This is a genomic window from Nitratireductor sp. GISD-1A_MAKvit (assembly GCF_040819555.1).
GTDB lineage: Bacteria > Pseudomonadota > Alphaproteobacteria > Rhizobiales > Rhizobiaceae > Nitratireductor.
The window spans coordinates 2,177,568-2,191,451 of the sequence record NZ_CP161920.1; the positions used below are offsets into that span (position 1 = coordinate 2,177,568).

Consider the following 13,884-nt stretch of genomic DNA (forward strand, 5'->3'; position numbering starts at 1 on the left):
TGATGTTCACGATCGAAGGGGCTGCGTGTTAGACCGGACGCAGAAGCACATGTTTCTTTTTGCCCAGTGAAAGCTTCACGACGCCTTCTGCGGTGACGTCGGACAACGTGACCGTCTGCCGCTCATCGCTCACGGGCCTGTCGTTCAGGCGCACCGCGCCACCCTTGACATGCCGGCGCGCCTCGCCGTTCGACGTCGCAAGCCCTGCATCGACGAAGAGCGAGAGAACGCCCATGCCTGCTTCGAGCGCCGACCGTTCGACCTCGATCGTCGGCAGGCTTTGTGCAAGCGCGCCTTCTTCAAAGGTTTTGCGAGCGGTTTCCGCCGCTTCCTCGGCCGCGCCACGACCGTGCAGCATCGCTGTGACCTCGGTGGCGAGGATCTTCTTCGCTTCGTTCAGCTCGGCCCCCTGCAGCGCTGCCAGGCGGGCGATCTCGTCAAGTGGCATGGTCGTGTACAGTTTGAGAAAGCGGCCTACATCAGCATCCTCGGTGTTGCGCCAGTATTGCCAGAAATCGTAGGCACCGAGCATCTCGGGATTGAGCCATACCGCGCCATCGGCACTCTTGCCCATTTTCGCGCCGGACGAGGTGGTCAGCAGCGGCGAGGTGAGGGCGTAGAGTTGCGGCGTGCCCATGCGGTGACCAAGATCGATCCCGTTGACAATGTTGCCCCACTGGTCGGAGCCGCCCATCTGCAGGCGGCAGCCAAGCCGCCTGTTCAGCTCCACATAATCGTATGCCTGGAGGATCATGTAGTTGAACTCCAGGAAGGACAGCGACTGCTCCCGGTCAAGCCTCAGTTTCACCGAATCGAACGACAGCATGCGATTGACCGAGAAATGGCGGCCCACATCGCGCAGGAATTCGAGATAGTTGATTTCAAGCAGCCAATCCGCATTGTTGACCATCAGGGCGTCCTGTGGGCCCTCGCCGAAGGTCAGGTAATTGGCAAACACCTTCTTGATGCCGGCGATGTTTTCGGCAATCGTTTCCGGCGTCATCAGCTTGCGCGCTTCGTCCTTGAAAGACGGATCGCCCACCATGCCTGTTCCGCCACCCATCAGCGCCACGGGCCTGTGGCCAGTCTGCTGCAGCCAGTGCAGCATCATGATCTGGATCAGCCCGCCGGCGTGAAGGCTGGGCGCGGTGGGATCAAAGCCGATATAGGCCGTGACCGTCTCCGTCCGGAAGAGTTCATCGAGACCCGAATCGTCCGAGGTCTGGTGAATGAACCCGCGTTCGCTGAGCGTGCGCAGGAAATCGGATTTGAAGGCAGTCATGGTCTTTCGTGCTCTTTGGCTCTGGGGCAGGTGGCACCCCTCGGAAGAGGAGCGCCGGAAAGTCTATTTGAGGCGTTTGGGACGGGGCTCGGACAGTTCACCACGCAGACGGCGATCGAGATAATCCGAGCACTCGGCGATCAGCTCGTCCGTGTGATCGGAATAAAAATGATTCACGCCGGGCATTGTCTTCTGGGTGATTGTGATGCCCTTCTGGGACTGGAGCTTGTCGACCAGACCCTGGACATCTCCGGGCGGTGCGACCTTGTCGGCGTCGCCATGGATGATGAGCCCAGAAGACGGGCAGGGGGCCAGGAATGAGAAATCATAAAGATTGGGCTGCGGCGAGATCGACATGAAGCCCTCGATCTCCGGACGACGCATCAAAAGCTGCATGCCGATCCATGCGCCGAAGGAATAGCCGGCGATCCAGCAGTTCTTCGAGTCGGGATGCAGGGATTGAACCCAGTCGAGCGCTGCCGCCGCGTCCGACAGCTCGCCCGTTCCATGGTCGAACGCGCCCTGGCTGCGTCCGATACCGCGGAAATTGAAACGCAGTGTGGTGAAGCCCCGGTTCTGGAACATGTAGAAAAGATCGTAAACGATCTTGTTGTTCATCGTGCCGCCGAAATGCGGATGTGGATGTAGAATGAGCGCGATCGGCGCATTCTTTTCCTTCGACGGCTGATACCGCCCTTCCAGACGTCCGGCAGGCCCGGCAAAAATGACCTCAGGCATGAGTACTCCACATTGGGGCGCCGCGGCACTTGGTTTGGTCTGAAACCTGGTTCCTTAACCCTTGACGCGACGCCGACGCCTCCATAGAAGCTAGTTTAGAATTGTTCAAAAATGATGCCGCGCTTGTCAGCATCACGTTGGCAAGCCGGGTAGATAGGACGGCTCGCCCTTCGAATTCAAGGAAATTACGTCATACTGGCCAAGTTTGGCCAATAAGGCGTGAAGCAGGCGTCGGATTCGCGGAGAAAAGCGTAAAATCAATGTCGGCAATGCGTGCATATCTCGACTACAACGCCAGTGCGCCTCTTTTGGAGAGTGCGCGCGCGGCAATGGTCGATGCACTGGCCCTGCCGGCGAATCCCTCATCGGTGCACACTGAAGGGCGAGCTGGCCGGCGCGTGGTCGATGATGCTCGCCGGACGGTGGCGTCGCTCGTGGGCGGCTCGCCCGAAAATGTGGTGTTCACATCGGGTGCGACCGAGGCCGCTGCCACATTGCTGACCCCGCGCTGGAAGATGGGGCGTGCGCCTCTCGTGGCTTCCGCCGTTTATGTCAGTGCGGCCGACCATCCGTGCCTATTGATGGGCGGGCGCTTTGGCGCCGGTTCCGTCAGGATGACAGGCGTCCGTCCAGACGGTCGGATCGATCTGGACGATCTTGAAATGCAGCTTTCCCGCCACGACCGGGAAGCGGGCGTTGCACTGGTGGCCATCCACGCGGTCAACAATGAGACGGGTGTCATTCAGCCGCTTGCCGAAATCGGCAGAATAGCCAGGGCCCACGGCGCCATCATCGTTTTGGATGCCGTTCAGGCTGCGGGAAGAATTAAGCTCGATATTACAGCCGGATACGCGGATTATTTCATTCTCTCCTCGCACAAGATCGGTGGTCCCAAGGGGGCTGGTGCCATTGTTGGCAGTGCGGATCTGATGATGCCTGAGCCGCTGATTGATGGCGGTGGGCAGGAAAAGGGCCATCGTGGGGGTACCGAGAATGTGCCAGCCATTGCCGGCTTCGGCGCAGCCGCAGAAGAGGCGCTCGACGCGCTCGGGCATGCGTCCACACTGACAGCCATGCGCGATCGTTTTGAGGCAACAGTCCTCAGACATGTTCCCGATGCGGTTTTCCACGGGCGAGAGGCGCCGCGTGTCGGCAATACGAGCTTTTTCTCGATACCCGGAACCAGGGCCGAAACGGCGCAGATCGCTTTTGACCTTGCGGGCGTGGCGCTCTCGGCAGGTTCGGCCTGTTCGTCGGGGCCGGGTGGGGCCGAGCCACGTGCTGGAGGCCATGGGACTTGGGGACCAGGCAAGTGCATTGAGGATCTCCATCGGTCGAGCAACCGGTGAGAGCGAGCTGGCGCTTTTCGACGCTGCACTGGCCAATATCGCCCGGCGACGCAAGGGGGCTTTCGAGGCTGCCTGATGCGGTGTCGTGTGACAAATGAGACTGATGAAGAATAAAATGGAGAAAAAGAAGCATATTTTATATGTGACCGGATGAAACATCCGCTCCGACGCACTACATCAGGGTTGCCGCAAGGCAATCACGGTGTGCCCAATTTGAAGACGGCCGGGTCTTGACCCCGGCATGGATGGAGAACGCATATGCCTGCCGTGCAGGAGACGATTGATCAGGTCCGCATGATCGATGTGGATCAGTACAAATATGGTTTCGAGACCCTCATCGAAAGCGATCTCGCCCCCAAGGGGCTGAATGAGGACATCATCCGTTTCATTTCGGCCAAGAAGGAAGAGCCGGAATGGATGACGGAATGGCGGCTGAACGCCTACAAGCGCTGGCAATCCATGGAAGAGCCAGGCTGGGCGCGTGTCAGCTATCCCAAGATCGATTTTCAGGACCTGCATTATTACGCGGCTCCGAAGAGCCAGTCCGGTCCCAAGTCGCTGGATGAAGTCGATCCGGAACTGCTTCGTACTTACGAGAAGCTCGGTATCCCATTGAGGGAACAGGAGATTCTTGCTGGTGTGCGCAAGCAGGGCGAGCCGAGTGAACTGCAAGATAATCCGAGCGACAATGTCTACAGCTCCGGCCGGGTTGCGGTCGATGCGGTATTCGACTCCGTTTCGGTCGTGACCACCTTCAAGGAGGAGCTTGCCAAGGGCCGGCGTGATCTTCTGTTCGATTTCCGAGGCAATCCGCGAGCATCCCGAGCTGATCCAAAAATATCTGGGATCGGTCGTGCCGGTTTCGGACAATTATTACGCTGCGCTCAACTCGGCAGTTTTCACCGACGGTTCGTTTGTCTACGTGCCCAAGGGCGTTCGCTGCCCGATGGAATTATCAACATATTTCCGCATCAACGAGCGCAATACCGGCCAGTTCGAGCGCACGCTGATCATTGCGGAAGAGGGCGCTTATGTGTCCTATCTGGAAGGCTGCACTGCGCCGCAACGCGACGAAAACCAGCTGCACGCGGCCGTTGTCGAGCTGATTGCGCTGGACGATGCGGAGATCAAGTACTCCACCGTTCAAAACTGGTACCCGGGTGACTCCGAGGGCAAGGGCGGCATCTACAACTTCGTCACCAAGCGCGGCGATTGCCGGGGCAACAATTCCAAGATTTCCTGGACCCAGGTCGAGACCGGTTCGGCGATCACGTGGAAGTACCCCTCCTGCATCCTGCGTGGCGACAACAGCCGCGGCGAGTTCTACTCGATTGCCGTGTCCAACGGCCATCAGCAGATCGATTCCGGCACCAAGATGCTGCATCTGGGCAAGAACACGTCGAGCCGCATCATCTCCAAGGGCATTTCCGCCGGCAATTCGCAGAACACCTATCGCGGACAGGTTTCGGCGCACCGCAAGGCGGCCAATGCCCGCAACTTCACCCAGTGTGACAGCCTGTTGATCGGAAACGAGTGTGGCGCTCACACGGTGCCCTATATTGAAGCCAAGAATGCCACCGCGCAGTTTGAGCACGAAGCAACCACCTCGAAGATTTCCGAGGATCAGCTGTTCTATGTCATGCAGCGTGGCATTCCCGAGGAAGAGGCGATCGCTCTCATCGTCAATGGCTTCGTCAAGGACGTCATCCAGGAATTGCCGATGGAATTCGCCGTCGAGGCGCAGAAGCTTATCGGTATTTCGCTTGAAGGTTCGGTCGGCTGAGGCCGGCGCATTTGTTTGGAAAAAATCATGCTTGAGATCAAAAACCTGCACGCCCGCATCGCCGAGGATGGCACCGAGATCATCCGGGGCCTCAACCTGTCCGTGAAGGCCGGTGAAGTGGCCGCGATCATGGGGCCAAACGGCTCCGGCAAGTCCACCCTGTCATACATCCTCGCGGGTCGTGAGGACTATGAGGTCACCGAGGGCGAGATCCTCTACAATGGTGAATCCATTCTGGAGATGGATCCGGCCGAGCGCGCTGCCTCAGGCATCTTTCTGGCCTTCCAGTACCCGCTTGAAATCCCCGGCGTTGCCACGATGGAGTTTTTGAAGACCGCCATCAACGCGCAGCGCAAGGTGCGCGGCGAGGAAGAGCTGAAGATCCCCGAAATGCTGAAGCGCGTGCGCACTGCAGCCGACGAACTGGACATGAGCATGGACATGCTCAAGCGTCCGCTCAATGTCGGTTTCTCCGGCGGCGAGAAGAAGCGGGCCGAAATCCTGCAGATGAAGCTTCTGGAGCCGAAACTCTGCGTTCTCGACGAGACCGATTCCGGTCTCGACATCGACGCGCTGAAGATCGTCGCCGACGGCGTAAATGCCCTGCGTTCGCCCGACCGCACCGTGCTGGTGATCACTCACTACCAGCGCCTCCTTGACTACATCGTCCCCGACACGGTTCATGTTCTTTACCGCGGCCAGGTTATCAAGTCTGGTGACAAGGATCTGGCGCTTGAGCTGGAGAAGAACGGATATGCCGGCGTCATCGACGCAGCCGCTTGAGGTGATGAGATGAACCTTCACGCTCAAAACACCATGACGGAGGCCGAGACCGCGCTGGTGGATGGCTACTCCAGCCGTTTTTCCGACCTGCCGGGCGATGCGGAGGTCACCGTACGTCGCGATGAGGCGCTCGAGCTTCTCAAGCAGGGTTTGCCCACGCGCCGCGTCGAAGCCTGGCATTATACCGATCTGCGCCGGCTTCTGTCTTCGGTTCCGGAGTTCAAACCGGTGGCCAATGCCGAGGCGGTTTCGCCGCTGCTCGACAATGCCCTTGTCCTGCCGGTGCTCAACGGCACCGCGCATGGCCGTGATGCGGGCCCCGAGGGTCTGACCATTGCCACGCTGGCCGACAAGCTGCAGGAAGGAGCGCTGTCTGCCGAATGGCTGACGGCCTCCGACCGTTTCGACGCCGTCGGCGCGATCAACGCGGCCTTTGTCTCTGACGGCTACTGGCTCGACCTCGCCGAGGGTGCGGAACTTGATCGTCCGATCGAGCTGCAGAACGTTCATGCGGGCGGTCAGGTCCATGGCCGCTTTGTCGTCAACGCAGCAGCCGGCTCAAAGGCGACCATCATCGAACGCCAGACCGGTGCCGGCGATGCGCTTGCATCTTCCGTCACGCATCTGGACGTTGCCGATGGCGCGGACGTGTTCTGGATTCTGTTGCAGGAACAGCCCGATGATGCTGCCTATCTTGGCCAGTTCACGGCTTCTCTGGGTAAGAATTCGAGCCTCACGCTCTTCATTCTGAACAGCGGCGGCAAGCTTGTTCGCCAGGAAGTGAAGGTTGCAGCGCGGGGCGAAGGTTCGGATTTCAAGCTTCGCGGCGTGAACCTATTGGGTGGCGAAACCCATTGCGACGTGACCATGGTGCTCGATCACCTGGCGCCCGACACGGTCTCCACCGAGACCTTCCGCAATGTCGTCACGGGCAAGGCCAATGGCGTGTTTCAGGGTCAGATCCGTGTCGCGAAGATCGCCCAGAAAACTGACGCCAAGATGGCCTGCAACACGCTGTTGCTTTCCGATGAAGGCGGGTTTTCGTCCAAGCCCGAACTTGAGATCTTCGCCGACGATGTGGCCTGTGGCCACGGCGCGACGGTGACCGATATCGAGGACGAGCATCTGTTCTATCTGATGGCCCGCGGTATTGACGAAAAGACCGCGCGCGGTCTGCTGGTCAAGGCATTCGTGGCCGAGGTCATCGAGGAGCTTGAGGATGAAACCGTGATCGAGGCGCTGGAGGCCAGGCTGGTCGACTGGTTCGCCGAGCACGGCTAATCCCAAACCACTCACGCCCGCCTTTCTTGATGAGGGGCGGGCACGCGGGGTTCGAAATGGACCAGAAGGTCGACACTATGCGTTATGACGTTGAAGCCGTTCGCCGGGATTTCCCCATCCTGGCGCGCGAGGTCTACGGCAAGCCACTCGTCTATCTCGACAATGGCGCATCGGCGCAGAAGCCGCAGGCGGTGATCGATGCGATCACGCACGCTTACAGCAATGAGTACGCCAATGTTCATCGCGGTCTGCACTTTCTCTCGAACGCCGCCACGGATGCCTATGAAAAGGCTCGTGAAACGGTCCGGCGCTTTCTGAATGCGGAAAGCACCGATCAGATCATTTTTACCAAATCGGCCACCGAGGCGATCAACACGGTCGCCTATGGCCATGCGATGCCGAATATCGGCGAGGGCGATGAGATCGCCCTGTCGATCATGGAGCATCATTCCAACATCGTTCCCTGGCACTTCCTGCGCGAGCGCCATGGCGCGAAGCTTGCCTGGATCCCGGTCGACGAGGAAGGCGTGCTCACCGTGGAGGCGTTTGAGAAGACGCTCACCGACCGTACGAAGCTCGTCGCCATCACGCACATGTCGAACGTGCTTGGCACGGTCACGCCACTGAAAGAGATCATCCAGATCGCCCATGAGCGCGGCATTCCGGTTCTCGTCGATGGCAGCCAGGGGGCCGTGCATCTGCCGGTCGACGTGCAGGCGCTCGACTGCGATTTCTATGTCTGCACCGGGCACAAGCTTTACGGCCCTTCGGGCATTGGCGTGCTCTACGGCAAGAAAGAGCGCCTTGCCGCCATGCGCCCCTTTCAGGGAGGCGGCGAGATGATCGAGGACGTGACGCTCGACAATGTCACCTACAACGATCCGCCGCATCGCTTCGAGGCGGGTACGCCGCCCATCGTGCAGGCGATAGGCCTTGGCGCGGCGCTGGAATATGTTGAAGGCATTGGTCGCGAGGCGATTGCCGCCTATGAGGCGGACCTGGTGCAGTATGCGCATGAACAGCTCGGCAAGATCAATTCGCTGCGTATCTTCGGCAATGCGCCGGACAAGGGTGCGATCGTATCGTTTGAGATCGAGGGCATTCACGCGCATGATGTCTCCATGGTGATCGACCGGTCGGGCATCGCGGTCAGAGCAGGAACGCATTGCGCCCAGCCGCTCTTGAAACATTTCGGCGTGACCTCCACATGCCGTGCATCGTTTGGCATGTACAACACGCGCGGGGAGGTCGACGCCCTCGCTGAAGCGCTTGAGAAAGCGCGGCGTTTTTTCGGATGAACAAGATGACTGAAACACCGCAGCAGGACACCGGCCAGACGGGCGAAGGCTCATCCCCGCAGGAAACGGAGGCCAGGACGTCTTCCATCCCGCAGGAGGAGCTCGCACGGCTCACGGATGATATCGTCAGTGCGTTGAAAACCGTCTACGATCCCGAAATCCCGGCCGACATCTACGAGCTTGGTCTGATCTACAAGGTCGATATCGAGGATGACCGCTCCGTAAAGATCGACATGACGCTGACCGCGCCTGGCTGTCCGGTTGCCGGTGAGATGCCTGGATGGGTTCAGAACGCCGTGAGTACCGTGGAAGGCGTCAGCGACGTTGAGGTGACCATGGTCTTCGATCCGCCCTGGACCCCTGATCGCATGTCCGAAGAAGCGCAGTTCGCGGTGGGCTGGTATTGACCGAACATGAGGCGACCCTCTTGCAACGGCAGCGTTGGTCGCCCATCTTCATGACAAGCCCTTTCCGCGAGCCTTTCACTCGCCGCGAACGGAGAAGTTGATGAGCCGATTTCAAGTGATGACCATGACGGATGCAGCCGCCAAGCGCGTTCGCGAGATCGTTGCTGGCCGCGAAGGGGCGACCGGTGTGCGAGTCGGCATCAAGAAGGGCGGATGTGCCGGGATGGAATACACGGTCGACCTTGTCACCGAGGCCGATCCCAAGGACGATCATGTGGAACATGACGGTGCGCATGTTTATGTCGCGCCTGAGGCTGCCCTGTTCCTGCTTGGCACCGAACTCGATTTCGAGGTGACCAGGCTGCGCACCGGCTTCACCTTCAACAATCCCAACCAGACGTCGGCCTGTGGTTGCGGCGAATCCATCGAGTTGAAGCCTGCAGACCTGAAGGCACTCGCCGAAGCGCGTGGCACGGTCTGATCTCAACCGGTTGAAGGAGTTTTCCCCTCCGGGCGCGAATATTTCTTGCCACACAAAGACAACCGCCGATGGCTTGGGGCCCGCGGCGGTTTTTGTTTGTCCGGAAATGAATAGATCCGTCAGGTCTTCACCGGAATCTTCATGAACGCGGGGACATCGTCACCAAAGCCCACGGTGGTGTTGTCGTCGTCCCGTGACTTGCGCCTGTTTTCCCGCCGCGGTTCTGCCGACTGCGGCTTTCCCTTGCGTTCGGAATTGTCCGACTTGATGTCTTCCTTGCGCGCTTTCCTGTCGGAGCCCTGCGTCGCTTCCGGACTTTCCGGCGTCTCGGCATCTTTCTTTACCGTCCGCCTGGAGCTGCCGCGACCGCGCTTTTCCTCTGTGCTGCTCATCTCGTCAGCCTGAAGCGTGGTCAGGTCGCCATCGAGCCATTCGACGTCCTGGCCGATCAGTTTTTCGATCGAATCCATGTATTTGCGGTCCGCCTTGGTGATCAGCGTGAACGCCTTTCCATCGCGTCCGGCACGTCCGGTTCGACCGATGCGATGGACATAGTCGTCAGCATGCGTCGGGATGTCGAAGTTGAAGACATGGCTGACCGCTGGAATGTCCAGACCGCGTGCAGCAACGTCTGAGGCGACCAGAAGCTTGAGATTGCCCTTGCGGAAGTTCTCCAGCATCGTCATGCGCGCGCGCTGATCCATATCGCCATGCAAGGCGCCGGCATCATATTCGTGCCTGACCAGCGAGCGGAAAAGGGTCGCAACTTCACTCTTGCGGTTGCAGAAAATGATGGCGTTCTTGAGTGTGTCGCCTTCTGCATCGATGAGCTTGCGCAGCCGGTCACGCTTGTCCCAGGGTTTGTTGCCGCATTTGACAAAACGCTGGGTGATGTTCGTTGCCGTTGTCGCAGGTTTGGACACTTCCACCCGAACCGGCGCCTGAAGAAACTGCTGGGTCAGCTTGGTGATCTCAGGCGGCATGGTCGCCGAAAAGAAAAGTGTCTGCCGGGTGAACGGGATGAGCTTGCAGATGCGCTCGATATCGGGAATGAAGCCCATGTCGAGCATGCGGTCGGCTTCATCGATGACGAGAATGTCGACGCCTGTCAGAAGAAGTTTTCCGCGCTCGAAATGATCGAGCAGTCGACCGGGGGTCGCGATCAGGACATCGGCTCCGCGCTCCAGCTTCTTTTCCTGTTCGTCGAAGGAAACTCCGCCGATCAGCAGCGCGATGTTGAGCCGGTGATTCTTGCCGTATTTTACAAAATTCTCTTCCACCTGAGCAGCGAGTTCGCGCGTTGGTTCGAGAATGAGGGTGCGTGGCATGCGCGCCCTGGCACGACCGCGCTCCAGACGCGTGAGCATGGGCAGCACGAAAGATGCGGTCTTTCCGGTGCCTGTTTGTGCGATGCCGAGCACATCCTTGCCGCCCAGCGCATGCGGTATCGCACCTGCCTGGATCGGTGTGGGCTGCGTGTAGCCTGCATCGGCCACGGCGGAAAGGACCTTTTGGGACAGGCCCAGATCGGAAAATGTCAACGCTTCCTGAGCGGTGTCTTGTTCTTCTGCTGGCACGTTTTGGCTGTCTTTGTTCCTGCGGCGGAATGCCGCCGTTAATAGGGCTCGGGGCCCGAATCCCTTGAGGGCGTACGGGTTGGCGCCTGCGTTGTCAACAGATCAGTTGCCGTAAAGTCATCTAATGTTCAGTAACGGAACTGCTCTGAAAGTATGCGTTCGTTCCAGGAGTGGCTCTCATCGAACAGCACGGTGATGGTCTCGGAGTGAGATTCGCGCACCGTCACCGACACCACCGATTTGATTTCCGTGTGATCTGCGACCGCGTTCACCGGGCGCTTTTCGGGCTCCAGAATGTCGAAATGTACCGTTGCCTGATTGGAAAGGAGGGCGCCGCGCCAGCGCCGTGGGCGAAACGGGCTCACCGGCGTCAGCGCGAGAAGGGGGGCGTCGAGGGGAAGAATGGGACCATGCGCCGACAGGTTGTACGCGGTGGATCCCGCCGGAGTTGCCACCATCACTCCGTCGCAGATCAATTCCTCAAGGCGCAGTTTCTCATCGATCGAAATTCGGATCTTGGCGGCCCTGATAGGACTGGCGCAGGAGCGACACTTCGTTCACGGCAAGTGCCCTGAATCTTTCGCCATTGGCATCCGTTGCCTCCATTTGAAGCGGACGAACCGTTTCCGGGATAGCGGCTGCGACCCGTTCGCGCAGACCCTCCTCACGATACTCGTTCATCAGGAAACCGATGGAACCACGGTTCATGCCATAGATGCGTTTTCCGGCTCCCATGGTTTCACGCAATGTGTGCAGCATGAACCCGTCGCCGCCAAGAGCGACGATCACGTCAGCATCTTCGGGACGCTCCTGGCCATAGAGCGCGGAAAGGCGTTTGGCCGCCTCGCGTGCGTCTTCGGTATCGGCAGAAACAAAGGCGAGGGCCATTGCTTGGTGGGTCATGGCAGTCAGGGGCCCTGAATTCGAGGCATTTGGTTATCGGTTAGCATGAGTGCGTTTGGCCTGCAAAGGCATTGAGGGCGCCATTGATGGGGCAAACTTCTTGTGAGTATGCGAGTTTTGATTTCACTCCTGCGCAGTTTGTGCTAACGGAGCGCCCAATGCCCTTGTAGCTCAGTTGGTAGAGCACCTGATTTGTAATCAGGGGGTCGGCGGTTCGAGTCCGTCCGGGGGCACCACCCAAAAATTTGTACAGCCCGGAGACATAGGTAACAGATTGTACCTAAGACATGGGTGACAATCTCGTGCCGAACGGGTTGTCGATTGTTTGCAATGTTCTCTGCTCCAGGTCGATATATCCCAGATCATAGTGCATGAAGCTGATCAGCCAAATGCCATCATCCACCTCCTTGATTCCAAGCCTCTGACCGGCCATGACGGTCGAGACGTTGATCTTCTTTCTTGCCATGCAGATGCGACCGCATGCGGTGACGAGGATATCCTTGTCGTGGAAGGGGTATTCCACATCCGGCAACCCCTGATAGGCTCTTGAAGCAGGCGTGTAGAGCTGGGCTGGCGTTTTCATATTGAGGGCTTCGTGTGGCCGTTCCTGGTTGAACTCGCTGACGAAGTCGTCGAAGCGGGCCTGCTGCTGAAGGGTGTTCATGCCAGGCGGCCGTGCGGTCTCCTGCTTGAGGGTCCGGTGCATGCGCTCGTGGCGTCCGTTCTGTTGCGGGTGGCCCGGCCTGATGCGCTCGATGGCGATCCCCAGTCTCAACCAGAATACGGACAGCTTCGACAGGTTGTAGAGCCCGTTGGGGCTGGCAAAGGGTAAACCGTTGTCGGTGCGCATCGCACCCGGCAGACCGCGCTCCTTGAACAGGCGCAGGAAGGTCTCGATGACCGGCTTCTCCTTCGTGCTCTCAAGGGCTTCGCAGGAAAGGATCATGCGCGAATCCTGATCGGTGACCGTCAAGGGGTAACAGGTGCGACCGTTGCCGAGCTTGAACTCGCCTTTGAAATCGGCGCACCACAGATCGTTCGGGAGAGTGGCTTGCGACAACGGCGTGCCCTCGGCCTTCATCCGCCGCCTGAGGCGCGCGCGTTTGACCAGACCGTGCCGGTCGAGCACCGCATGCACCGTGGACTTGGCCGGAATGCGCACGTCGCCGGCCAGCTTGCGGACCAGCAACTCGCGTATCTTCCTGGCACCCCAGTGCGGCTTCTCGCGCTTGCTCTCGACGATCAGCTGCTCGATCTGCTCGGGCAACTGGTTGGCATAGCGCACCGGTCGCCGTGAGCGATCACAGAGCGCATCAAGACCTTCCGCCCTGTAGCGGTTGAGGATCTTGTAGCCGGTCTTGCGCGAAATGCCGAACTCCCGGCACACATCGCTCATGCCTTCTCCTTCCAGAAGGCGGGCGACAAAACGTAGACGTTCTTCCATTACCGAACTTTCTCTCCACGGCATCAACACCTCCCGCAAAGCGAAAAGTGTTACCCATGTGTCCGGTACGTTCCGTCACCTATGTCTCGGGTCGCTCAATTTCCCGTCCTGTTCTGGACATTAATTTGAGCTGTCAGCGCTCGAAACCGTCGCAGTTTTCAGCGATCTGCGATTGTTCGCTGCGTTTGATCCTGTGATTCTCAATCTGAAATTGTTCGCTTGTTAGAACGGAATTTCCGGGGAAATCGTAGCACACGGTGACCATCAACGACTTGCCGTTTTCTTCGTCGAGGCGATAGCGAATCTCCGTGTCGTCTCCTGCCGCATCTTCCCATGCGTCCAGCGAGGCCAAAAACTCCTGCTTCGTCTGTACGACGCCAATGTCATTGAGGACGATTTCTGCGTCGCTCGACAAAAGTTCAGAGATTTTTTGCCGATCTGATGTTCGCAGGGCTTCGAACCATTCCTCCAGCGAGGAGGTTTCCTGAGCAATTGCTGCGGAAACCGTGAAGGCTGTGGCGGCAAGAAGCGTAGTGGTGCGATGCAGTTTCATTCGTG

The 13,884-nt window shown here is 59.0% G+C and carries 10 protein-coding genes, 1 tRNA gene and 3 pseudogenes; 8 read left to right on the forward strand and 6 right to left on the reverse strand.

Annotated elements, in window-relative coordinates; all coding sequences use genetic code 11:
• Positions 1 to 28 precede the first annotated feature (28 nt).
• Positions 29 to 1,282 (reverse strand): tyrosine--tRNA ligase, encoded by a 1,254-nt coding sequence (gene tyrS / locus AB2N04_RS11605; protein ID WP_367714650.1) that lies wholly within the window; start codon positions 1,280 to 1,282, stop codon positions 29 to 31.
• Positions 1,283 to 1,345: 63 nt separating this feature from the next.
• Positions 1,346 to 2,020, reverse strand: coding sequence for an alpha/beta hydrolase (locus AB2N04_RS11610; RefSeq protein ID WP_367714651.1), 675 nt, complete (start codon positions 2,018 to 2,020; stop codon positions 1,346 to 1,348).
• A 260-nt stretch (positions 2,021 to 2,280) separates the two neighbouring features.
• On the opposite strand from AB2N04_RS11610, the pseudogene AB2N04_RS11615 reads away from it, so the two are divergent.
• The 7 genes and pseudogenes from AB2N04_RS11615 to sufA all read left to right on the forward strand — a co-directional run bounded on the left by AB2N04_RS11615 (position 2,281) and on the right by sufA (position 9,402).
• Positions 2,281 to 3,445, forward strand: a pseudogene (locus AB2N04_RS11615) (cysteine desulfurase family protein).
• 182 nt (positions 3,446 to 3,627) lie between these two features.
• Positions 3,628 to 5,152 (forward strand): annotated as a pseudogene (gene sufB, locus AB2N04_RS11620) (Fe-S cluster assembly protein SufB).
• A gap of 27 nt (positions 5,153 to 5,179) precedes the next feature.
• Positions 5,180 to 5,935, forward strand: coding sequence for a Fe-S cluster assembly ATPase SufC (gene sufC, locus AB2N04_RS11625; protein WP_367714652.1), 756 nt, complete (start codon positions 5,180 to 5,182; stop codon positions 5,933 to 5,935).
• A 9-nt stretch (positions 5,936 to 5,944) separates the two neighbouring features.
• Positions 5,945 to 7,216, forward strand: coding sequence for a Fe-S cluster assembly protein SufD (gene sufD / locus AB2N04_RS11630; RefSeq protein ID WP_367714653.1), 1,272 nt, complete (start codon positions 5,945 to 5,947; stop codon positions 7,214 to 7,216).
• A 56-nt stretch (positions 7,217 to 7,272) separates the two neighbouring features.
• Complete coding sequence (locus AB2N04_RS11635; RefSeq protein WP_367714654.1) at positions 7,273 to 8,514, forward strand: cysteine desulfurase; 1,242 nt, start codon at positions 7,273 to 7,275, stop codon at positions 8,512 to 8,514.
• A 5-nt stretch (positions 8,515 to 8,519) separates the two neighbouring features.
• On the forward strand, positions 8,520 to 8,921 hold the full coding sequence (locus AB2N04_RS11640; RefSeq protein WP_367714655.1) for an SUF system Fe-S cluster assembly protein: 402 nt from the start codon (positions 8,520 to 8,522) through the stop codon (positions 8,919 to 8,921).
• A gap of 100 nt (positions 8,922 to 9,021) precedes the next feature.
• Complete coding sequence (gene sufA / locus AB2N04_RS11645) at positions 9,022 to 9,402, forward strand: Fe-S cluster assembly scaffold SufA (protein ID WP_367714656.1); 381 nt, start codon at positions 9,022 to 9,024, stop codon at positions 9,400 to 9,402.
• Positions 9,403 to 9,521: 119 nt separating this feature from the next.
• On the opposite strand, the gene AB2N04_RS11650 is transcribed toward sufA, so the two are convergent.
• Positions 9,522 to 10,943, reverse strand: coding sequence for a DEAD/DEAH box helicase (locus AB2N04_RS11650; protein WP_367718795.1), 1,422 nt, complete (start codon positions 10,941 to 10,943; stop codon positions 9,522 to 9,524).
• Between the two features lie 164 nt (positions 10,944 to 11,107).
• A pseudogene (locus tag AB2N04_RS11655) lies at positions 11,108 to 11,882 on the reverse strand (NAD kinase).
• Between the two features lie 160 nt (positions 11,883 to 12,042).
• On the opposite strand from AB2N04_RS11655, the gene AB2N04_RS11660 reads away from it, so the two are divergent.
• Positions 12,043 to 12,118 (forward strand) — tRNA-Thr (locus AB2N04_RS11660).
• Positions 12,119 to 12,162: 44 nt separating this feature from the next.
• On the opposite strand, the gene AB2N04_RS11665 is transcribed toward AB2N04_RS11660, so the two are convergent.
• On the reverse strand, positions 12,163 to 13,350 hold the full coding sequence (locus AB2N04_RS11665; protein ID WP_367714456.1) for an IS481 family transposase: 1,188 nt from the start codon (positions 13,348 to 13,350) through the stop codon (positions 12,163 to 12,165).
• Positions 13,351 to 13,459: 109 nt separating this feature from the next.
• Entirely contained in the window at positions 13,460 to 13,879 is a 420-nt protein-coding gene (locus AB2N04_RS11670) for a nuclear transport factor 2 family protein (RefSeq protein ID WP_367714657.1), read from the reverse strand.
• Positions 13,880 to 13,884: the final 5 nt, after the last annotated feature.